We start from the raw sequence: 21,146 nt of genomic DNA, 5'->3' as shown, positions 1-21,146 counted from the left end.
TCGCGATGAGGGACTGTCCCTTTGATAGCATTTACTGCATGTATGGATGCCCCCATTGGTGCAAGAGATTTCTGAACGGTTTGAGCGTGTGATCGGATGCGGTCATGTATCAGGCCTCTCGTTGCAGCGGTTGATACAGCCACGGGCCGGTATGGCGATGCGCGAACCAAAGACAGATCAACAAATCGAGCTCATTGGCTCCTGCAGTGAAACTGTTTTTTCTGGTCCGGATCTTTCCGATCATTTTCCCTTACTGTCCTTCGATCTCCTCACACACTCAAGTCCCGGGTTTTGATGTACGTCGCATTGCGCTTATGACATCGCTGCCGGGTTTCGGTAGTCTTCTTGCTTTGTCACCATAGCCCACAGGCCACGCGCCATTTTATTCGCTAATGCAACGGCGACCAGCATACGGGGTTTGCGTTCCAACATGGAGATCAACCAATCGTTATGAGGTTTTCCAAAGCGCTTAACGGCCTGCAGAACGGCCATTGCACCGGATATCAGCAGCCGTCGAATATCGCGTTGGCCCATCTTTGAGGTCTTACCAAGGCGAGGTTTGCCGCAAGTCGAGGTCTGCTTGGGGACCAAACCCAGCCATGCGGCAAAATCCCGACCTCGGCGAAAGCAGTTCAGGTCAGGCGCAAAGGTTTCTATGGCCAAAGCCGTGATTGGCCCCACGCCCGGCATGGTCTGAGCGCGACGTGCCGCTTCAGCTTCTTTGGCGGCGCCCTTCATCTGTCGATCCAGAGCTGCAATTTTAGCACTGAGATCTTCGATCTGGACGAGGTATACTTTGGCGAGTTCTCGAACGCCCGCTGGCAAGCCAATGTTCTCATCTTCAACTGCGTCGGCCAAGCGTTTGACCTGGATGGCACCTTGTGGCGCAACAATTCCGTGTTCAGCTAGATGGCCGCGCGTCACGCAAGAGGCGTGCTAATCACACGACGCGTTGATCGTTTGGGTGCGCTGACCGACAAACATCTGTCGTGTACGAAACAGCATGGCCCGCGCCTGCTGGGCTTCGGACTTTAGTTCTACAAATCGCATGGTTGGCCGTGATGCCGCTTCAACGATGGCTTCGGCGTCTGCAACATCGTTCTTTTGTCGTTTGACGAAAGGCTTCACGTAGTTAGGCGCAATCAATCGCACAGTATGTCCAAGCTTCTCAAACTCACGGCCCCAGCTATGCGCAGTCGCACAAGCCTACATCGCAACAGTGCATTCCGGCTGTTTGCTCATAAACGCAAGAAGCTGAATGCGTGTCAGTTTTTTTGCGAAAAATAACCGTTCCATTGGCGCAAGCCCCGTGAAGTTGAAACACACGCTTTGCAAGGTCTATGCCGATCATGGCGACTTCTGACATGGATACTCTCCCTTTGTTGATGCTTTCTGAAACACCATAGTGGCACATTACGATGCCGGTTGGTCGGGGGCATCCACGCCATCAACAAAGGAGACTGACTATGCACTGCGCGGCAAGGTTATGCGCAGCATGATCCCGAGAGTGGGACTGAAACGGACGGACGAATTCCGGGAAGATGCGGTGCGGATCGCACTGACCCGTGGGCTGACGCGTAAGCAGGTTGCCGATGACCCACTGCCTGACAGGGTATTGCGCAGCAATGTCCCGAGAAGGTGGGCGTTGGCATGTCGACGCTGAACATTGAGCATGTGTAGCGCCACTGGTCAGTGCACGCATGCGAAAGATCACAGCACATCGCGGCACGGATGTGGTGTCGAAAGAGGATTTGGGACTGGCTCAAGAGAATGATTGACTTCGACGCGAGAACCGTCTTCTCAAGGACTTGATCCGGATATGCAAACCGTCTGGGGGACGGCTTGCCCGGTGAAAGAGGGAGATCTTGAAAAAAGCCACCTATTACCCGGCAGGCGATTACGTAGTAATCTGCCGAGAGGGCAGTTTTTTGCGCCTAAAGCAATGAGATTTAGGTTTGTCGAAGAACATAGAGCCAGCTTTCCAACTAATCGCCTGTGCGATGTCGTTGGTGTCAGCGCGCGCGGCTTACGGGCGTTCCGTAACCGCCCAGCCAACCGCAGGCAGCGATCTGATATGGTGACGTTGGCGCATATCAAAGAGCAATCCCGTCTCAGCTTGGGCAGTTATGCACTGCACGGCAGGGTATTTCCGTAGGAAATGTCCCGAGAGTGGCAGGCCACGGATGACGGAAGAACTGAAAGAGATCGGTTTGGATGTCGGTCACCGCCGTATCGGTCGTTTGATGCGCCAGAATGGCATATCCGTCGTCAGAGCCCGCAAACATAAGGTGACCACAGGCAGCAATCATAAGTTCAACATCGCACCGAACCTGCTGGATCGTGACTTCAACTCTGATGCGCCCAATCAGAAATGCCTTCTCGGGACATTGCTGCGCAATACCCTGTCAGATAACAGGCAGGTGACATCAGTTACATTTGGACACGTGAAGGATGGTTGTACCTAGCGGTCATCTTGGACCTGTATTCCAGGCGCGTGATCGGCTGGGCTGTAAGCAATCGAATAAAACGCGATTTAGCAATCCGAGCGTTGAATATGGCCATCGCGTTCCGGAAACCACCAAAAGGCTGTATCGATCACACGGATCGTGGGTCGCAATACTGTTCCCACGATTACCAGAAAATCCTACGCAAGCACGGCTTCAAGGTATCGATGAGCGGCAAAGGAAATTGCTATGAGTTTAAGTTGGTCCGCGCCAGCGGATTGAATGATCTGGGAGATCATTCAAAGGCGCAAAACGCGGCAGTCTTGCGTCGGGAAAACAGTCTCCCAGACTGTTTTCTGATCCTCCTCACCTTCTTCAAAACCCCTGTCAGGCAGTGATCAAGGCTGAACTGATCTGGCGGCATCCTTGGGAGACAAGACGGAAAGCTGAGATGGCAATCTTTGAATACATCAATGGCCTCGTAAATCCGCGCCGCCGCCACTCAGCACTGGGCTGGAAAAGCCCCGTCGCTTTCGAAAAGAAAGTGGCTTAAACGAGCACTTGGGGCGGCACGAAAGCGTGACAGGTTCAAAGAAATTAAAGAGATATAATTTCAGATACTTAATGGCATCGGCTTGCCGGACCAAGCGCACATGGCTGATGTCCGTCGGCGAGGTAAAAAAGCCAACAAAGCTCTCATATTGACGCTTGATCTTTTCCTCGATGCCTTCGCTATGCTTCATCTCGTTCATGCGCGACACAACGGTCATCATGTCGGGGGCAAGAGAGTCAGCGTTTACCACGGTGGCAGGGGCAAGCTGCATCAAATCGCGACAGGTCCAAGGGCCATTAGTCGTTCGGGTGATGCGATCTGAACACACATATCGATAGAGTAATGGTGTGAAATTTAAAGAACTTGCCTCAGGTGCACGACTGTCGGGTATAAATTAACGTAGGGTAATTTACATATATGGGTACGAGTATTATGAACTTTTCTTCTAAATTTAAAACCTTCCTGATCGGTGCCGCGTTGGTATCTGGGGCGAGCTCCGCTATGGCACAGGATTTTGATGTGTCTCGACTGTCTGTTGACACAGGCGTATCCTCTTTGGGCTTTTTCATCTCTCCTAGCTATGAATACAATGAACAGCTGTCCTCGCGCTTGAATGTGTATCTTGGAGAGTTTTCAGATACTTTTGATGCCGATGGAACGTCCGTAGACGGGACGTTTGATTCATACTCTGCTTCAGTCGTTGCCGACTACCAACCATGGTCCAACGGCATTTTCATCTCTGGTGGTTTGTCATTGGGTGGCTACAAGTTAAGCGGATCAACGACGGAAATTGAATACGAAGGCACCACTTACAACGGTGATTTCGGTATCGATATTCAGCAAAAGAGCAACATAGCACCTGTTATTTCTACAGGTTACAAATACGCTGGCGATGCAGGGTTTTCCGCGGGCTTTGAATTAGGGGCCAAACTTGTTGCGCAAGAACTATCAGTTTCAGGAATTGATACGATTGCATCAGCTTCCGATCAGGCTCAATTGGAAGACGATATCGCACAAATCAACAGTGATTTTGAAGACTTCCCAGTCATTCCATTCATTGCACTGAGTGTTGGTTGGTCGTTCTAAACGGAACAGCCCCTGTGGCTCTATGACCACATAGCTATATCTGCAAGCAAGTTTGCAATACTGGCAGATAAGTTCTGCTAACAATAGAGCTGGCGCATGGCATATGCTTGCGCCAGTTATTCAATAACGTAAGACAATAAGTTTCAGATGTGAGCGTTCAAAAACGGACGTTTGTAGAATGGTCTCGAATTGGCCAAAGGCGTTGCTGTTGCTAAATCTCATTTGATCCCGTGACTCTGTCATTCACTCAGACCAAAATGCCGTACCCAGCACCTATAGCTGTTTCCAGAAAGCTGAAGCGCGGCAAATTAAGCCGTCAGCAACGACAGCTAATGGGATCACGGCGAGAGTCCCCTCAACAAGACCATAATCCACGTGTCGATCAACAGGTCGGATACATATGAGCGACTTTTGAGAACACGCCAGAACTCATTTGCGTACAGCAGCCGGTACATACATCGGGCCGCTTCCCAATGGCCAAAGATTGTATAGCTCAGTAGACGGTCGTGATTGTGCCAAATTGATGATTTGGGCTTTTGGAAATATGGGGAAATATGCTTTAAGCTGGTCAAACAAGAAAGGATCTACCGTATCAATAAGTTTGCCCTAGAGACACTGTCAATAGCTCATCAAGACGTGGTTAAAAACACCCGTCGATGGCTTGAGCAAATGGTCGTAGGACTAAATCTATGCCCATTTTCCTCTAGAGTTATCGCCCAAAACCAAGTGCATTATGCCATCTGTGATGCTATCACCGATGAACAACTTGAGCAGTTCTGTGTGACTGAATTGCAGCGTCTGCTTGGGTCTAACGAAAATGATATTGCCACGAGTTTGCTTATGTTTACTCAAGGTTTAGCAGAGTTCGATGAGTACCTTGCTATACTCGATTGGTTTCAGCAACTGTTGGAGAATGCAGAGCTGGAAGAGCATGTGCAATTAGCATCATTTCACCCTCAATATCAATTTGAGGGAGTGGCTGCGGAGGATCTTAGCCACTTTACCAATCGCTCACCCTATCCAACGATACACCTTCTGCGTCAAGATCAGATGAGTAAAGTTCTGGCTCAGGTTTCGGACCCCGAGAAGATTTATTTAGATAACATAAAGACATTGAACAAACTTGGTCGCCGACAGGTCGAAGCACTCTGCCCATGGGGTAAATAAAGACTGATTGCATGGCTATGGCTCAGTTTTGTGGTGAGCGGCAGAAAAATTCGTGTGACTGCCATCTGAGCCCTTGAAATGCTTAGGCGTTTACCGATCGCTTTGAGCGATTTGTCGCCCCGTTCACATGAACTTTTCCGAACCTTTGCGACGCATATGAAATTGCCTCTTTTGGGAATTCCATTGCCCTGCGGTTGAAAGACAGCTGTGAAAAAGCGTAAGAGGGTATGGCAAGCTGCCGACCGGATTGGCTCAGGTGCTATGAAAAGGTCGCTACCTATCATTCGCTGCGTTTCGCCTGAGATCGGCGGCGCGGCCAGTTCAAAATGTTCAAGAAAATATTGGGGCCGATTGATCTGGCCGCTCAATATGATGCCGAAGTGGTTTTGTCAGCGTTACTGCCGCCACCCCATCTCGATCGCACATAACCCGGATAAATATGACGAAAAGCTTGCCGAACATGCGAAAGGCTCGGTCTTTGTCGTGCGACCGTGAGTGACAATTGCCTGCACGTGATACGACTAGAAACGAAAATAACAAGGGAGGCCATATATGGCCGATGAAACAACGAACCAAGGAATCCCTGCGCCGGAGGGCGCCAGCGATGTCATCGATACAGAATACGAGATAGGACAGAATAACGTCGATGGAGCGCTTGGGCCGTTCGGCTTTGATATCCATAACCCGGTTTTCCTGATTTCCGGGGTGGCGGTCGTGGCATTCGTGTTCTTCACGCTTGCCTTGCCCGAAGTTTCGGCCTCGGCGTTTTCTGCAATGTTCGACTTCACCACCAAGAATTTCGACTGGTTTCTCATAGGGGCGGCGGATATCGTAGTCTTGTTCTCGCTATTGCTGATCGTGACACCTTTCGGATCTGTTAGGCTAGGTGGTCAGGATGCGACGCCCGATTACAGCTATATCGGCTGGTTCGCGATGTTGTTTGCGGCTGGTATGGGTATTGGGCTTATGTTTTATGGCGTGTCCGAGCCCCTTACGCATTTTTCGACCTCGCTTGGCGAAACGGCCTTGGGTGAAAACGGGCTGCGCTCTGACTGGGCTCCGCTTGGCGGGGCGACCGGAGACGAGGCCGGTGCGATCCGTCTGGGAATGGCGGCGACGATTTATCATTGGGGCCTGCACCCTTGGGCGATCTATGCCACAGTTGCTCTGTCGCTGGCGCTTTTCACATATAACAAAGGCTTGCCGCTGACCATCCGGTCGGCATTCTATCCCATCTTGGGCGAACGTGTCTGGGGCTGGCCGGGCCATGTGATCGACATCATCGCGGTCTTTGCCACGCTCTTTGGTTTGGCCACATCGCTGGGTTTTGGCGCGACGCAAGCAAATGCCGGACTGAACGAGCTATTCGGCGTGCCGATCGGCAAGACCACCGAAGTTATCTTGATTTCCGTGATCACTCTGGTGGCGCTGATTTCAGTGCTGCGCGGGCTTGACGGAGGCGTCAAGATACTGAGCGAAATCAACATGGGCCTTGCCGGATTGCTGGCGCTGTTTACGCTGATTGTGGGACCGACCGCGTTTCTTATCGCGTTCTTCTGGGACAGCCTTGTGGCCTATGTCGAATATCTGCCTGCCTTGGCCAATCCGTTCGGTCGAGAGGACGTTAACTTTTCGCAAGGATGGACTGCATTTTACTGGGCGTGGTGGATCAGCTGGTCACCTTTTGTCGGTATGTTCATTGCCCGTGTTTCGCGCGGCCGCACTGTGCGTGAATTCATAATCTGTGTGCTCCTGATTCCCAGCATGGTCTGTGTGATCTGGATGTCGATTTTTGGCGGCACAGCCATTCACCAAGTCATCACCGATGGCTTCGCCGGTGCGCAAGACGCAGGATTGCCACTGCAATTGTTCAAGATGCTGGGTGAACTGCCGTTGGCCTCGATTACATCGTTCATAGGTATCGTCTTGGTCATAGTATTCTTTGTCACCTCATCGGATTCGGGCAGCCTTGTGATCGATACCATCACTGCGGGCGGCAAAGTCGATGCGCCCGTGCCCCAGCGCGTGTTCTGGTGCATTTTCGAGGGTGCCGTGGCTGTTGCGCTGCTGATCGGTGGTGGGTTGGCCGCGTTGCAATCTATGGTGATCTCGACTGGATTGCTTTTTACCGTGGTTCTGTTGTTGATGTGTTATTGCATCTTTAAGGGGTTACAAAGCGAGCGGACAAAGTTGAAGTAAATCTCTTTGAATTCGAGCAACCATGCGGCCTCGGTGAGATATGCACCGGGGCCGTTTTGGGTTTGGGATCGAAAAGCAAACGCTTTTCCTTCTCGAGAATTCAGTTTTCATGTCGAAGCCGGTCATTCATGTGTGTATTGAAGTGGTCCTAATTTTTAGGACAGCTTTGCGGCTTAGCTTAGATGTAATCTCGTTGGTTTCATGCCGCCTTTGGGTTGGTTCTGTGTTGAAGAATGCGTCGTTAGGCGATCGTTTATTGAGTACTGTGTGTGGTCGCTCAGTGTTGTAGAACCTGATCCAGTCTTTGATCACGCGTTTGGCTTGGAACCCGTCCTCCAATTCATGCAGCCCCCGTGAACTGTGATCCCTGATCGGTCATAATCTCGGGCTTGCCCATTGCCTGGCAGGGTATGCGAAGAATGCACAAGAAAGGTATTTTGCGATGGCCTCGTTTAAGGCCTAGAAATAAAAACTGCGTCTCTGCGTCATTTCTGTATCCTATCTTCAAGGTTGGATACATTTTAGCACGCTGTCCAGCTTTGCTGGATCACTTCAGGTCGTCGTGTTGAGGTGCTTTAGGTCGGCTTAAGCGATATAGAGGTCTGTTCCGCGATCAAATTCAACGTAGAAGGTCGAGCCGACGCCGAGTTCGCTGACGTAATCGATGATGGCGTTATGACGCTCGGCGATTTGTTTGCTAATATAGAGGCCGAGTCCAGTACCGCCGACCTTGCGCACGTCAGAGGAATCCACTTGGCTGAACTTGCCGAACACGCGGTCTTTTGCGCCTGCCGGAATGCCCAACCCTTCGTCAACAATAGAAATGCGAATGCGAGTGCCAAGTGTCTCTACGCGCGCTTTAACTGTGCTGCCGTGAGGGGAAAACTTCAAAGCATTGGACAACAGGTTACTCAAAACTTGGACCAAACGATCACGGTCCCCAATGATTAAACATGCCTCAGCGCAGGGCTCTATGGAGACATGGATTCCGAGCTTACTTGCAATCCCTGAGGTTGAGTCCACTGTTTCGCGTAAAAGGTCATTCGCATCGATCGGCTCAAAATCGAACACAATTTCCTCGGATTCGATTTTTTGCATGCTAAGAAGATCATCGATCAGGGCGGCGAGGCGTTGTCCGTTTCGGTTCGCGAGGTTTATGATGGGCTTAAGAGGCTCGGGCAGCACTGTGAGAGCGTCGTTATTGACGAGTTCGAGCGCTCCAATGATCGATGTCAGTGGCGTGCGCAATTCATGACTTACGGTGGCCAAGAACTGTGCTTTGGCCTCCAATGCAGCTTTCGCGCGCTCGCTTTCTTCTTTGATCAGCTTCATCTGCTCAAGCCGCTCTTTGTGGCTGAGGTAGAACTTCATCGAAATATCTATAATGAAGTAAAGCACGAAGATGATCGTGAAAAACTCCAACCAGATTTGAGACTTGATCGAAGGTGTATAACGCACCAAGTCGAAAAATGCGATGAACAGAAACGCAAATCCGTATATTGTGAGCCGCAACAATAGGATACCTAACAGTTGGCTATTGTACATCGCTGCGAAAACGGATGCGGAAAAGAGGAAAAAGAGCGGTGTGAAATGACCCGTTGATGACTGTTGTAGTGCCATGTTTACAATGAAAGCACTGATCGCCAGCGCGCTTATGATTGTATTGATGAATATACGTTTGAGAATCTCTCGGCCAATGATCGGGTCCTGACCATCCCAAGATTTTGATTTTCGTCCAAGGTGTACATCAAGAAATTCGGCGAGTGCTACTAGAAGATAGGTCGCGAAGACTGAGACAACATCGAAGTAAAACGCTGCCAATACAGCCGCAGCAAGAAAGCTCGTCTGCCGTTTCCAAACAAGTTCGCTGAGAAGGGATGCGTAATCCTTGATGTTTTGCTCACGACCGACGGAACTAAACCAGTTAGTCTGGGCCGACCTAAATGTCCTTAGTCCCTGCATTTTCGCCCCCAGCGCTTTACGCCGTGTTCACGCTATAGATGAAAAGTGTTCATAGCTGAAGTGTGTTGGATTCACCCTATCGCTGTATGTGTTGGATTTACTTTAAAGTTGAAATGTGTTGGAAATCGGTCATTTGTAAGGTCAGACGTGACTTTTTTGGTTCCAATTGAAGGCAAAGGGGGAGCCACAGCAAAGACACATGGCACTTCGTAGAGCCCATGCAGCAAAATGCGTTAAACATGGGCTGCATGGACATGATGTGTTGTGGTAAATACTCAGGCGCGGAGGGTATCAAGCGACCTTGGAGCGACCATTCTTTAACGCAACATAATTTCCAGAGAGATTTGGAAACGCAATGTTAGAATGTGGAATATCGTTGATCGGACCAAAAATTGGTGTACGTGCGAGAACCGCGTCGCGCTGCTCCCAAACGTTAGAGGTCAAAAGCTGGAGCGGCTTTGTGAGCCACGGATAGCTACGTGGGCCAACCGCCAAATCATAGCCAAGATAGCGGCGATAGAACGGGGTGTGCTCAACGCGTACCGCGGCAAGGGCTAAATCGATATTATAGGCCATCGTGGCAAGAAATGGGATGCGCATTACCAAAAAATGCAATGGCACACGCTGTTTGCGTGCTGCGGGGTTGATCACAAATCGTGTCGGATCAAGAGCCGTTTCACCCGGCTTTAGATAGTCCAAAATTTCCGGGAACGTTTCCAACGAGGGCGACGAGGGCGACGTCTTGGATATCACATGCAGCCGCATCGCCGCCATAATTTCCCCATCCATTTCAACCGCGACGTGAACGCAGTTCTCGGTGTCGTCATAAGAGTCAGTCATGAGGCCGCGCTCGTTTTCGTCTATCGCTTGCTCGGCAAGATAGCCTTTGTAACGTAGGCGATATACTTTTTCGAGGTCCTGACTCTCGGTCAGAATTTTATAGCGAGAGCGTTTCAGCGCCTCTATTGCTTGATGTTTCATAGTCGGTCCTGTCGTCTTTGCGTGACTACGATATTGCACGACACACAAGTAGGTCGCTGTGGTCGCGGTAAACGGATTGTTGCCTAACGATTTCGAACCCATTTTGGGCGACAAGCGATGCGATTTCCGCTTCGGTATGGGTCCAATAGATGCCTTTTTTCTGAGCCTCTAGGATGCTTTTGTTCTGTTTGGCAATCTCGCGACCTTGCCAAAAGACGCGGAGTGCGCCGATCAGACCGAGCTCTTTTTTTACGCTTGCGAATAGATAGCTGCGCCAGTCGGACACGTTCATGTAGCGGCCGATGTCGATGAGATAGAGACGTCCACCGGGACGCAGCAACTTGCGCAGGTCGGCAAGCCGTTGTTCTTGCGCAGGCATGGCATATAATGCGTGAACGCAAATAACGAGATCAGCTGAGCCTGTCGCGTCAATGTCTTCAAGGGCGCGGTTGTCGTAGCTGATATTTTTGTATGCGGCCAGTTTGGACTGTGCCGATCTGTTCATGTTGGTGTCGGGTTCGACAAAGCATATTTCGCTATCGGGACAGACGCGGGCTGCAATTTCGGTGTAGTTTCCTGTGCCACCGCCGATGTCATAGATCACTTGAGGTGTTTCTATCGTGGTTAGAAAGGCTTCAAAATCTTGCAACAGTGCTTGATATTCAGGGTTGTGCTCGGACAGTAGGTCATAGGTCGCTGAATAGGCACTCCAATCGGCAGATATGGAACGATTTACAACTTTAGAGCGATAGTCGTTTCGGGGAGATGACATCTCAACACCAGCGTGTGACGGCATGGGGGACTCCAGGATTTGGTCGAGAATGACCTGCTACATGACATGTTTGTTAGTCGAACGTGACGCCGCAAATATCGCATTGCAAGCTAATTTGAGACAATGAAGATATTTTCATATGATTGTTTCCCAGCTTATACGCGGCAAGTCATCGATGTCAAAGCTCAATCTAAAGTTGCAATTTAAATCGAAGGCGGGGAGGTATCATTTCGTATATCCCAAGCAGAGCAGGCTATTTCCCGCGCTAACGCGGGAGTTCAGTACTGATAAATATGTCGCGAAAAAGGCAAAAGCGCCGAATTTCAATAGAAGGTTTCACTGAGCCGCCAAAATGCTGCCTCAATTTTAGGCGAAAACGAAGGAGTCGTAGAGGCGAAAACTTGGGGTTGTGATGAGCGTATTGGTAACTTTTAATGATTCAACGGTGCTGTTCGCGGAAGATGATGATTCTGCCGTCTTAGATCTCGTTGCGCATTTTCTCGGGATCGCAACGTATCACAATGATAACAATGCACCGACTGCAATACCCGCGCTTAAAGTTACTGCTAAAACGGTTGATGTCTAAAGCAGTTTCAAGCGGTCTGCGCTGTGAATGGGTTGCTATTCTCACGGCTGACAACATTTAGTGAAATGAGTAGGGGGCCTATTTCTCAGGCGTTAAACGCGAGCATGTGCAGTGGTTCGGCAAAACTGAACTGCATGCTAAGATGATGGGCTGGATACCACTCCTGTCAGAAGCGTAATGTGCCACAGTGGGTTTGATCAAAGCCATTAAAAAGAGAAATTATCCCGCTCGAAGTCAGCCCTGAAGTGCGCCTTGTCCCATTGATTTACATCAAATCTTCTGTTAAGCGGCAAAATCTTAAACAGGTGACATAGCAGCTTGCTTTCCCGAAATCGCCCATGTCGGTTCTTTGAGAATGTCGAATGGTTCGGCACAGGATCAGATAAATACAGTATGCAGGCGCGATCTATGAGAATTGCAAAGCTGACACTAACTGCCTTCTCTGTCAGCCCAGCCTGCGAACACGCGCTCTAGAAAAATGACGGCGTAATATAAAATGATGCCAAGAAATGCGAGTGCGATAAGAACCGCGAACATGAGCGGATAGTTCCCATTGGTTTCGCCTGACTTGAACAATGCGCCAAGGCCACGCCCGTGCGGGCTGACAATTTCCACAAGGTTCGTGCCGATGAACGCAAGCGTGGCCGAAACTTTTAATGCACCAAAAAACTCTGGCAGAGTTTTAGGCAGCGCGATTTTGCGAAAGATCGTGAACCGTGACGCCCCAAGCGCGCGCAAGATGTCGCGGTATTCAGGTTCCAATGTGGACAGGCCAATCCCGACAGAGACGGCGATGGGAAAGAACGAAATCATGAACGCCATTAGGATGGTGTTGAAATCGTGCTGTCCGATAAAAATGAGAGAGATGACAGGTACTAATGTCGCCTTGGGGATTGCGTTAAACCCGATCAGCAATGGATACAGTGCGTCGCGCGCAAGTTTAGAAAAACCGATGATCATGCCAATCAAGGTGCCAACGATAACAGCCAGAAACAACCCGACGATGGTACGCCAAAGGGTCTGCCATCCCATGACGAAGAAGAGTTCTTTGTATTTCCAGAACGCTGACGGCAAATCCGACGGAGACGCCATTTTGTAGTTCGGCCAGCCGTTAGCCCAGACAAGCAGTTCCCAAAGGGCCAAAAAAATTAAGATGGCAATGACAGGGGTGGAGATTTTGCGCAACATCAGACGTGCCCTTCCACATCGCGGCCTTGGGCGATTTTAATCTGGTCGCGCAGAATATGTAGCATGTCTGCGGCTTTTGGGGTGAACAAAGCGTCCAATGTGCGGTCTGCGGGTAGATCCACGTCCATCACATATTGCGTGCGCGCAGGGCGGCCTGAAAGCACGATCACTTGGTCACCAAGAAACACGCTTTCGCGTAGGTCGTGCGTGATGAGAACTGCGGTAAAGGGTTCCGCGGCACGCAAGTCGCGCATCGTTTGCCACAGGTCTTCGCGGGTAAACGCATCCAGCGCGCCGAATGGTTCATCAAGAATAAGGACATCAGGTTTGTGTACAATAGATCGGCACAGTGATGCGCGTTGACGCATACCGCCTGACAATTCGGACGGGCGTTTGCTCTCAAAACCAGTGAGGCCAACCATATCCAGTAGCTCCATCGCCCGAGCGACGCGGTCTTTGGTGGGCATCCTAGGGGCCACGATTTCAAGCGGCAGGATCACGTTGTCCAAAATGGTGCGCCATTCCAGCAGCACAGGATTTTGAAATGCCATCCCGACGGTCTTGCGCGGACCCGTTACACGTTCGCCATGCAGCCAAACCTCGCCCTCGTCGGGTTTCATCAAACCAGCCACAAGTTTGGTAAGCGTGGATTTCCCACAACCCGATGGGCCGACAACGGCTGCAAAAGTGCCTGCGGGCACAGCGATATCCAAACCGTCAAGCACGGGCAAAGGCCCGCTTGCCGTCTGATAGGCGTGCCGTGCGCCTTTAATTTCTATGAGATTTTCGATGGTATCGCCTTTGGTCAGAGATGGGGCCGCCAAAGTGGCGACCCCGTTTTTTGCTATTTCAACATCAGGCTGCCGTCATCCGGCAAGTAGCTGTCATCAAAATACAGAGCGGCATCAGGTTCCGTTTGGAACTCGTAAACCGATTTAGTTTGCTCAATCGCGTTGGCCATGCGGTCAGTATCAATGCCACCGATGCCGTTTTCCATCACGTAGTCGGTCAGGACGTTCCCATCGATTGCCATTTGCAAACGCTCGGTTTCAAGGTCGGCGTCGGCGGCAGGGTTGCGTTCCATCAGGGCCGCGATGGCCGCATCAGGTGTGGCTATGGCATCTTTCCAGCCCATCGCGACCGCGCCAAGAAAGGCTGTGACCACTTCGGGGTTTGCTTCGGCGAAGTCTGTGTTGACGATAATGGCGTTGCCATAAAGGTCGACACCATAATCGGCCATTAGCATCACTGAAATGTCGTCTTCAGGTACGCCCAGACGTTTTAGGTTCAGCGTGGATGAAAACGAAAATCCTGTGATTGCGGCAACATTGCCTTCGGCCAGCATCGGTTCGCGCGTGGGGAAGCCCACAGGTTCGACCGTGATGGCATCGACATCGATACCGGTTTCAGAGGCAAAGATGGGGAACTGTGCCCATGCGCCGTCGGGGGGCGGTGCGCCAAGGACTTTACCCTCAAGGTCGGACGGTTCCGTTACGCCAAGGGACTCACGTCCAATGATGGCGAAGGGTGGCTTGTCATAAACCATCATCACAGCTGTCACAGGCGCGTCAGGGTTCTGGTCGAGAAAGCGCATCAGTGAATTGATGTCGGCAAATCCGATGGGGAACGCACCTGTTGCAACCTTTGGAATTGCGTCCAAAGATCCAGCGCCTTCACTGATCGTGACGTTCAAATCAGCGTCGGAAAAATATCCCGCATCCAAGGCGTGAAAGTAGGGCGCGGATGGTCCTTCGAATTTCCAATCCAACGCGAATGGAATGTCGGTTTCCGCCAACAGTGGAGTGCCAAGTACAGCGATCAGCGCTGCTGGCAGTGCTTTATTAAAGAACATCGTTTATCCTTCAGTTTCAGAGTAAGTTTTTTACTCGTATGAGTATGATTTGGACAACAATACTGGTGAAGTTCCCAGATAAGGCCGCTTCGCACGTAACGGGACTTGCTTGTGCGCGCAAATATTAACCGTAAAGCGCAGATGTGCCTGATTTTTTGGCGATGCGTTAAGTCTGCAAGGCGTAAACCAGAACTTCAAATCCAATCCAGATTTGCGATACTTGCTGCGGGCCTTTTTTCTAAAAAGAGCTGATGAACATGAATACTTGGTCCTCTAATTCGTAAAACAGCCCGTCGCCGATATCCGGCTTGCAACTGTTCAAGCCGAATATTTCAGCTGCGGTTGGAAAAGCGGTCATTGGCTCAAACTTTCCCCGCATTGTTTTGACGCTTGATGACACAAGTCGTTGTGGTGGACGTTATTTGGGGAGTGATTGATATGGTCATCCATCAGTTGCCACCAAATCCAACACTTTTTTCGTTTCGTTTTTGATGACCTGCTCTGTGTTAGTATCTTCAAATATGGCGATTTTTATTGCGGCGTATAAGTGACGCAAGGCTCGCGTCTTAAAGCTGCACGCAAAAACTGATTTGCGCAGATGCATTTTATTTCCAGATAGTTCCAAAACTTGAGCCTAATTTACCGTGACAGAAATGAACCAAAATGAACAAAGAAATCAAAAATGCCATTGTTATGAATAGCAAAAATTAGAAATGACTGCCTACTATGGCAAAGGTCGATGGTTCGAACAGGTGCAAGTCAATCACATCCCAATGGGGTGGCAAAAGCCAACCTAAGGGGCACTTACTTCAGGGTGGAATTGTCTTTTTATGCTTTATCAGGGGGTCTGGCTCGTTTTTTCATGGGGCTTTGAAATAGGTCGGTGCACATCGATACCCATTTTGGTTGCCTAGATTTACCGACGCCGACGTCTGCCTGTGCCGCGACCACCTTCACCGCCGCCCGCATTGAACGATACCTCTGGTAAAGATACCAAAGCGCGCAGACCCGTGAACGGCGCTGTCGCATGGGGGATGGCATTGGCCTCGACAAAGTGTTCTTGGAACCGCGGCTCAATTGCGGTTTCGACTTTGGTGATTTGATGCACCAAGGCCTCGACCTCGCGCCGTGCGGCAACATTCAGCAGCGCGATTTGCGCGCCTGTGCCTGCGGCGTTGCCGGCAGAGACGACTTGATCAAGCTCACAATCAGGGATCATGCCCAACACCATCGCGTGTTTGGGGGAAATATGCGCACCAAATGCACCTGCCAGCACAACACGATCAACGGTGTCTGTGCCGAATTCATCCATCAACAAACGCGCACCAGCGTAAAGCGCTGATTTTGCGAGCTGAATGGCGCGGATGTCACCTTGAGTGACCTCAATCACTGGCCCGCCTTCGGCAGAGCCATCCATCAACAAATAGGCGTGGGTGCGCCCCGTTGGACGACAGCGCTCTGTGCCGGTTTGCGCGGCGGACCCGATCAAACCGCCAGCATCCACAATCCCAGCCATACGCATTTCTGCGACAGCTTCGATAATGCCCGACCCACAAATACCCGTGACGCCCGTGGTGGCAGTTTGCACGGCAAAGTCTGGGTCCGTTGACCATAGATCACAGCCAATCACCTTGAAGCGTGGGTCTTTGGTGATGGGATCAATCTCGACACGTTCAATCGCACCGGGGGCGGCACGTTGACCACTGGAAATCTGCGCCCCTTCAAAAGCGGGGCCTGTGGGGGATGAACAGGCCAATACGCGGGTTTTATTGCCCAAAATGATCTCGGCATTGGTGCCAACATCGACGATCAGCGTTAGCGGATCAACGTTTTGTGGGGCCTCAGACAAGGCCACAGCGGCCGCATCAGCCCCGACATGCCCCGCGATCAGCGGCAAAATATAGATCTGCGATTGGGGGGCGAAATTCAGACCTATGTCACTGGCTGACAGATCCATAGCAGACGAGGTCGCCAAAGCAAAAGGCGCTTGGCCCAGCGGGATCGGATCAAGCCCCAAAAGCAGGTGATGCATCACAGGGTTCATCACGACCACGGTCTCGTAAATATCGGTGACAGCCAGACCGGCCTGCGTGGTCAAATCTTGCGCCAGCGTATTCATCGCATCGCGCACAGCAGTCGTCATATCGGCCGAGCCGCCTTCATTCATCATCGCATAAGACACGCGCGACATCAGGTCTTCGCCAAAGCGAATTTGCGGGTTCATAACACCGCCAGAGGCTTTGACTTCGCCGGTCACCAAATTGGTCAAATGCGCCGCAATCGTGGTGGACCCCAAATCAACCGCGAGACCGTAAAGATCAGGCTCCGCAAATTCAGGCCAAATGCCAACAACTTTCGCAGCCCCAGCGCGCGCGGTGTGAATGGCCAAAGTGGCGTTGTTTTTACCGTCCAACAGTGCTTTTTGCAACAATGCGAGCAGGGCAAAGGGCAGGGTGATGCCGTCGAGATCAAACTGGTTTTTCAATGCGATTTTAGTGCGTTCCCAGTCGCCAGATGGGTCGTGCATATCGGCCTCAGCCACCTCAATGTAGTAAAGCCGCGTTGCTGGGTCCATTTCGATATGGCGCGTTGTGGCGGCTTTGCGCACCACTTGTTTGTGAACTTGGCTCTCGGGCGGTACGTCCAAAACGACATCGCCTGTGACGCAAGCCTGACAGCCCAAACGACGGCCCGTTTTTAGGCCCCGCACGCGATCATAGCGTTCTTCCACGGCGTTAAATTCAGTCAGAGCGTCCTCACCGGCAGTGATGCCATGTTTGGAATGATCTCCGAACGAGGGCTGCACCTGACATTTCGAACAGACGCCGCGACCGCCACAGACGGAATCCAAATCCACGCCAAGCTGACGTGCCGCTGCCAAGACGGATGTGCCGCTTGGCACACGGCCACGCTTGCCAGACGGGGTGAAAATCACCAATGGGTCTTGCGCATTTTGACTGTCTTGGGACGCGTCGCTCATGGGAATCTCTTTTCGGGGTCTATTTCAAATCATTCGGGTCGAGGTCGCGCCACTCGCCATTTTTCAGGCCCGCAATGGTCCACGGACCGATTGCGACACGGATCAAACGCAAAGTCGGAAAGCCAACATGGGCGGTCATGCGGCGCACTTGGCGGTTTTTGCCCTCTGAGATGGTCAATTCCAACCAGCTGTCGGGGACAGATTTTCGGTAGCGCACAGGCGGAGTGCGCTCCCATAGCATTTTGGGTTCAGCCACCCGCCGCGCTTTGGCAGGACGGGTCAAACCGTCTTTCAACTCAACGCCGCGGCGCAGATGATCTATGGCTGCGTCCGAGATCTCGCCCTCAACTTGAGCCAAATAGGTTTTGGCCATCTTGTTCTTCGGATTCGAAATCTTTGCCTGTAGTTGTCCGTCATCTGTGAGCAGTAAAAGCCCCTCAGAGTCTCGATCAAGCCGCCCTGCGGGATAAACCGCAGGCACTTTGACGAAATCAGATAAGGTGGCGCGCTTAGTGCCCTCGGTGCCTTTATCGGTGAACTGCGAGAGCACATCGAAAGGTTTGTTCAGTGCGATCAAACGCGCCATATCAATATCCTTTTAGGTCAATTAACGGCGACGTCGTCCGCCACCGCGACGTCCACCGCCAGAGCCGCCACCCGTCGCGGCGTCTTTGGCTGCATCAGCAAAGGACGCACCGGCTGCCACAGCATCCATGATGCGGCTAAAGCCGATCCATTGACTGCCATCAGGGTCGTGGTTCATCAACAAATTGGCCGCGCGGATGGCTTCCATTTCTTGCAAACGCACAGGGTTCATAATCGCAGAGGTCATGCCCGCGCCGATGGCCATTGGCAAAAACGCTGCGTTGATACCGTGACGTTGTGGCAAACCAAAGGACACGTTTGAAGCACCGCAAGTGGTGTTGACGCCCAATTCTTCACGCAGACGCCGCACCAAAGTGAACACTTGTTGACCAGCCGTGCGCATCGCGCCGATCGGCATCACCAGCGGATCAACCACGATGTCATGGGCCGGAATGCCAAAGTCAGCGGCGCGTTCGACGATCTTTTTGGCGACTGCAAAGCGAACATCGGGGTCTTCGGAAATGCCGGTGTCATCGTTTGAGATGGCCACAACAGGTACGTTGTATTTTTTCACCAATGGCAAAACCAATTCCAAGCGCTCTTCTTCGCCGGTCACAGAGTTCAAAAGCGGGCGGCCTTCTGAGGCTTCAAGTCCTGCTTCCAAGGCGGCGGGCACAGAGCTGTCGATACACAAAGGCACGTCTACAATCGCTTGAACCCGCGCAATCAATTCGCGCATCAAGGGCGGTTCCACAAAGTTGTTGTCCGCATAACGGGGGTCTTCGGCCATTTTGTTGGAAAACACAGCGCCTGAGTTGATATCAAGGATATTCGCGCCACATAAAACCTGTTCCAACGCGTCGCGCTCGACTGTGGAAAAATCGCCAACCTCTAATTCAGCGGCCAGTTTTTTACGCCCTGTCGGGTTGATACGTTCACCGATCACGCAAAACGGCTCGTCAAAGCCAATCACGACGGTTTTTGTTTTGCTCTCAATCACAGTGCGGGTCATGTGGGTCGTCCTTATAGGGGGCTGCTGGCCGCAGGTCTGGGCCAAATCTATTTACAGGCGATTACGCAGTTGGCGCAACGCCGTCATTGTCTATGAGGGTTTTCAGCGTCTCTTTGTCAAAAATCGCATCAAGCTCTGTGGCTTTGGCATCTGCGGCAGCTTGAAGATCGCCCTCTACCGTTCCACCAGATACATCACGCCATTCGGCCATATAAGCATCGCCATCCGTGGCGCCAATGCGCATGGCAACACGGTCTATGGCTTGTTCGAACCGTTCTGGCAAAACTGCGCGGGCGGCTTTGCGACCACGGCCCACGCGGACTTGTGCGGGGATGTCGCGCCAATAGATAATTGTAAGCTCAGACATAGGGGGCCTCAAACATAGGATTGCGTTGGCGCCAAGGCTTAAAGAAAAGGGCGGAGCTGCGCCAGACCCGTGAATGCCTGTGTGGCTGGAAAAATTCTCAAGAAGGTTATGAGTGAAAGCGGGATCAAGCAGTGCAGATCACGAAAAAGGTGAAGACTTGAATGGTTTACTAGGCTTGCAGCGGGCGGGATTTTGCGCATAAGATCAAACCAACTCAAAATGGAGGGCGTGTGATATGGCGCCCAAGCGTCCCAATGGTGCGGGCGTGTTCCCCAAAGCGGTCGAGCCTCTCGCACCTGCAATAGTCGACCCGGCGCAGCTTTATGCCGCGCTGGATCTTGGCACAAATTCGTGCCGCATGTTGATTGCCCAACCCAAAGGCAGTCAGTTTCATGTGGTGGATAGTTTTTCGAAATCCGTCCAGCTTGGCGCTGGATTGGAACAGACGGGGCGTTTGTCTCGGTCTTCTATTTCGCGCACCTTACAAGCCTTGAAGGTCTGCAAGAAAAAACTTGAGAAACATGATGTTAAGCGGATGCGCCTTGTGGCGACCGAAGCTTGTCGCCGTGCTCGAAATTCTCGTGACTTCTTACGCGCTGTGCGCCGCGAGGTCGGGATAGATCTGGAAATCATCAAACCCGAAGAAGAAGCGCGCCTTGCGGTGATTTCTTGCGCGCCTTTGGTGTCTACCAAGACGGATCAGCTATTGGTCGTGGATATTGGTGGTGGCTCGACCGAGTTGGTTTGGATTGATCTTTCCTCTGTGCCACGTATCGAGCGTCCGCGCGCGATCATGCGGTTGCACCGTGGATTTCATAATGCGGACAGCCCTTTCCCACACGCAAAAGTCGTCGATTGGATATCTGTGCCCTTGGGGGTCGCGACATTGAAAGATCAGTTCCGTGATGTCGAAGACGATTCTGCGCGTTTCGCGCTGATGTCTTGGCTGTTTGAGGAAAAACTGGCCAGTTTTGCGCCCTATGCCAATGATGCCTGCCGCGAGGGATTTCAGATCATCGGGACTTCTGGGACTGTCACCACCGTTGCTGCCTCACATTTGGGCTTGCGGCGTTATGATCGCAATAAGGTCGATGGCTTGCGTATGACGTCAGAACAGATTGATCGCGTGATCCGTGACTATCTTGATCTTGGACCAGAAGGGCGCCGTCGTGACCCGCGTATTGGGCGGGATCGGCAAGAATTGATCATGTCTGGCTCTGCTATCTTACAGGCGCTGTTGCGGATTTGGCCGACAGACCGCTTGTCTGTGGCTGATCGTGGGCTGCGCGAAGGGTTGCTGTATGCGCAAATGAGCATGGATGGCGTTTTGGAAGAAACGGTTCCATAGTCTAGATAACGTTTGGAATGCATCACATAAAAAACGCCCCGTAAGTGGGGCGTTTTAAAGTAAA

The 21,146-nt window shown here is 51.6% G+C and carries 18 protein-coding genes and 2 pseudogenes; 7 read left to right on the top strand and 13 right to left on the bottom strand.

What is annotated here, in order from left to right; translation table 11 throughout:
- Window positions 1–312 precede the first annotated feature (312 nt).
- Window positions 313–1,366 (bottom strand): annotated as a pseudogene (locus KO503_RS03020) (IS110 family transposase).
- Between the two features lie 141 nt (window positions 1,367–1,507).
- Between KO503_RS03020 and KO503_RS03015 the strand changes: the two are divergent.
- A pseudogene (locus tag KO503_RS03015) lies at window positions 1,508–2,997 on the top strand (IS3 family transposase).
- Here the strand turns inward: KO503_RS03015 and KO503_RS18065 are convergent.
- The gene (locus KO503_RS18065; RefSeq protein ID WP_436836505.1) at window positions 2,915–3,271 is read right to left on the bottom strand and encodes a hypothetical protein; all 357 of its coding nucleotides are present in this window, start codon (window positions 3,269–3,271) and stop codon (window positions 2,915–2,917) included. The pseudogene KO503_RS03015 and the gene KO503_RS18065 overlap by 83 nt on opposite strands.
- A 158-nt stretch (window positions 3,272–3,429) precedes the next feature.
- Here KO503_RS18065 and KO503_RS03005 point away from each other — a divergent pair, with 158 nt between their 5' ends.
- From KO503_RS03005 to KO503_RS02990, 4 genes are all read left to right on the top strand, one after another.
- Window positions 3,430–4,083, top strand: a complete 654-nt coding sequence (locus KO503_RS03005) for a hypothetical protein (protein ID WP_215990119.1) — start codon at window positions 3,430–3,432, stop codon at window positions 4,081–4,083.
- 510 nt (window positions 4,084–4,593) lie between these two features.
- Window positions 4,594–5,250: a DUF1415 domain-containing protein gene (locus KO503_RS03000; RefSeq protein ID WP_252730925.1), complete on the top strand. Its 657-nt coding sequence runs from the start codon at window positions 4,594–4,596 to the stop codon at window positions 5,248–5,250.
- Between the two features lie 207 nt (window positions 5,251–5,457).
- On the top strand, window positions 5,458–5,745 hold the full coding sequence (locus tag KO503_RS02995) for a hypothetical protein (RefSeq protein ID WP_215990118.1): 288 nt from the start codon (window positions 5,458–5,460) through the stop codon (window positions 5,743–5,745).
- A gap of 57 nt (window positions 5,746–5,802) precedes the next feature.
- On the top strand, window positions 5,803–7,449 hold the full coding sequence (locus KO503_RS02990; RefSeq protein WP_215990117.1) for a BCCT family transporter: 1,647 nt from the start codon (window positions 5,803–5,805) through the stop codon (window positions 7,447–7,449).
- A gap of 126 nt (window positions 7,450–7,575) precedes the next feature.
- On the opposite strand, the gene KO503_RS17980 is transcribed toward KO503_RS02990, so the two are convergent.
- From KO503_RS17980 to KO503_RS02970, 4 genes are all read right to left on the bottom strand, one after another.
- Entirely contained in the window at window positions 7,576–7,788 is a 213-nt protein-coding gene (locus tag KO503_RS17980) for an integrase core domain-containing protein (protein ID WP_215990116.1), read from the bottom strand.
- 246 nt (window positions 7,789–8,034) lie between these two features.
- On the bottom strand, window positions 8,035–9,411 hold the full coding sequence (locus KO503_RS02980) for a sensor histidine kinase (protein ID WP_215990115.1): 1,377 nt from the start codon (window positions 9,409–9,411) through the stop codon (window positions 8,035–8,037).
- A gap of 291 nt (window positions 9,412–9,702) precedes the next feature.
- On the bottom strand, window positions 9,703–10,392 hold the full coding sequence (locus KO503_RS02975; protein WP_215990114.1) for an N-acyl amino acid synthase FeeM domain-containing protein: 690 nt from the start codon (window positions 10,390–10,392) through the stop codon (window positions 9,703–9,705).
- Window positions 10,393–10,417: 25 nt separating this feature from the next.
- Window positions 10,418–11,188 carry a class I SAM-dependent methyltransferase gene (locus KO503_RS02970; protein WP_215990113.1) on the bottom strand — a complete coding sequence of 257 codons (771 nt, stop codon included), beginning with the start codon at window positions 11,186–11,188 and terminating at the stop codon, window positions 10,418–10,420.
- Between the two features lie 388 nt (window positions 11,189–11,576).
- On the opposite strand from KO503_RS02970, the gene KO503_RS02965 reads away from it, so the two are divergent.
- Window positions 11,577–11,750, top strand: a complete 174-nt coding sequence (locus KO503_RS02965) for a hypothetical protein (RefSeq protein WP_215990112.1) — start codon at window positions 11,577–11,579, stop codon at window positions 11,748–11,750.
- 429 nt (window positions 11,751–12,179) lie between these two features.
- On the opposite strand, the gene KO503_RS02960 is transcribed toward KO503_RS02965, so the two are convergent.
- From KO503_RS02960 to KO503_RS02930, 7 genes are all read right to left on the bottom strand, one after another.
- Window positions 12,180–12,938 (bottom strand): ABC transporter permease, encoded by a 759-nt coding sequence (locus KO503_RS02960; RefSeq protein ID WP_215990111.1) that lies wholly within the window; start codon window positions 12,936–12,938, stop codon window positions 12,180–12,182.
- Complete coding sequence (locus KO503_RS02955) at window positions 12,938–13,729, bottom strand: ABC transporter ATP-binding protein (protein WP_215990120.1); 792 nt, start codon at window positions 13,727–13,729, stop codon at window positions 12,938–12,940. The genes KO503_RS02960 and KO503_RS02955 overlap by 1 nt, the downstream gene beginning before the upstream one ends.
- A 53-nt stretch (window positions 13,730–13,782) precedes the next feature.
- Window positions 13,783–14,790, bottom strand: coding sequence for an ABC transporter substrate-binding protein (locus KO503_RS02950; RefSeq protein ID WP_215990110.1), 1,008 nt, complete (start codon window positions 14,788–14,790; stop codon window positions 13,783–13,785).
- Window positions 14,791–15,706: 916 nt separating this feature from the next.
- Entirely contained in the window at window positions 15,707–17,770 is a 2,064-nt protein-coding gene (locus KO503_RS02945; protein WP_215990109.1) for an ASKHA domain-containing protein, read from the bottom strand.
- A gap of 19 nt (window positions 17,771–17,789) precedes the next feature.
- On the bottom strand, window positions 17,790–18,356 hold the full coding sequence (locus tag KO503_RS02940; protein WP_215990108.1) for a pseudouridine synthase: 567 nt from the start codon (window positions 18,354–18,356) through the stop codon (window positions 17,790–17,792).
- Window positions 18,357–18,377: 21 nt separating this feature from the next.
- Window positions 18,378–19,367, bottom strand: a complete 990-nt coding sequence (locus KO503_RS02935) for a methyltetrahydrofolate cobalamin methyltransferase (protein ID WP_215990107.1) — start codon at window positions 19,365–19,367, stop codon at window positions 18,378–18,380.
- Between the two features lie 61 nt (window positions 19,368–19,428).
- A complete protein-coding gene (locus tag KO503_RS02930) occupies window positions 19,429–19,734 on the bottom strand; it encodes a virulence factor (protein ID WP_215990106.1) in 306 nt (101 codons plus the stop codon).
- A gap of 235 nt (window positions 19,735–19,969) precedes the next feature.
- Between KO503_RS02930 and KO503_RS02925 the strand changes: the two genes are divergently transcribed.
- Window positions 19,970–21,082 carry a Ppx/GppA phosphatase family protein gene (locus KO503_RS02925; RefSeq protein ID WP_215990105.1) on the top strand — a complete coding sequence of 371 codons (1,113 nt, stop codon included), beginning with the start codon at window positions 19,970–19,972 and terminating at the stop codon, window positions 21,080–21,082.
- Window positions 21,083–21,146: the final 64 nt, after the last annotated feature.

It is taken from the genome of Pacificibacter marinus (assembly GCF_018860505.1).
Lineage (GTDB): Bacteria > Pseudomonadota > Alphaproteobacteria > Rhodobacterales > Rhodobacteraceae > Celeribacter > Celeribacter marinus_B.
This window is presented reverse-complemented; position numbering and strand designations above follow the sequence as displayed.

What these genes read in the sequence shown, in the direction of transcription:
- KO503_RS03005 (WP_215990119.1), top strand. Translation starts at nt 3,430, where the DNA reads ATGAACTTTTCTTCTAAATTTAAAACCTTCCTGATCGGTGCCGCGTTG.
- KO503_RS02990 (WP_215990117.1), top strand. Translation starts at nt 5,803, where the DNA reads ATGGCCGATGAAACAACGAACCAAGGAATCCCTGCGCCGGAGGGCGCC.
- KO503_RS02980 (WP_215990115.1), bottom strand. Translation starts at nt 9,411, where the DNA reads ATGCAGGGACTAAGGACATTTAGGTCGGCCCAGACTAACTGGTTTAGT.
- KO503_RS02975 (WP_215990114.1), bottom strand. Translation starts at nt 10,392, where the DNA reads ATGAAACATCAAGCAATAGAGGCGCTGAAACGCTCTCGCTATAAAATT.
- KO503_RS02970 (WP_215990113.1), bottom strand. Translation starts at nt 11,188, where the DNA reads ATGCCGTCACACGCTGGTGTTGAGATGTCATCTCCCCGAAACGACTAT.
- KO503_RS02965 (WP_215990112.1), top strand. Translation starts at nt 11,577, where the DNA reads ATGAGCGTATTGGTAACTTTTAATGATTCAACGGTGCTGTTCGCGGAA.
- KO503_RS02960 (WP_215990111.1), bottom strand. Translation starts at nt 12,938, where the DNA reads ATGTTGCGCAAAATCTCCACCCCTGTCATTGCCATCTTAATTTTTTTG.
- KO503_RS02950 (WP_215990110.1), bottom strand. Translation starts at nt 14,790, where the DNA reads ATGTTCTTTAATAAAGCACTGCCAGCAGCGCTGATCGCTGTACTTGGC.
- KO503_RS02945 (WP_215990109.1), bottom strand. Translation starts at nt 17,770, where the DNA reads ATGAGCGACGCGTCCCAAGACAGTCAAAATGCGCAAGACCCATTGGTG.
- KO503_RS02940 (WP_215990108.1), bottom strand. Translation starts at nt 18,356, where the DNA reads ATGGCGCGTTTGATCGCACTGAACAAACCTTTCGATGTGCTCTCGCAG.
- KO503_RS02935 (WP_215990107.1), bottom strand. Translation starts at nt 19,367, where the DNA reads ATGACCCGCACTGTGATTGAGAGCAAAACAAAAACCGTCGTGATTGGC.
- KO503_RS02930 (WP_215990106.1), bottom strand. Translation starts at nt 19,734, where the DNA reads ATGTCTGAGCTTACAATTATCTATTGGCGCGACATCCCCGCACAAGTC.
- KO503_RS02925 (WP_215990105.1), top strand. Translation starts at nt 19,970, where the DNA reads ATGGCGCCCAAGCGTCCCAATGGTGCGGGCGTGTTCCCCAAAGCGGTC.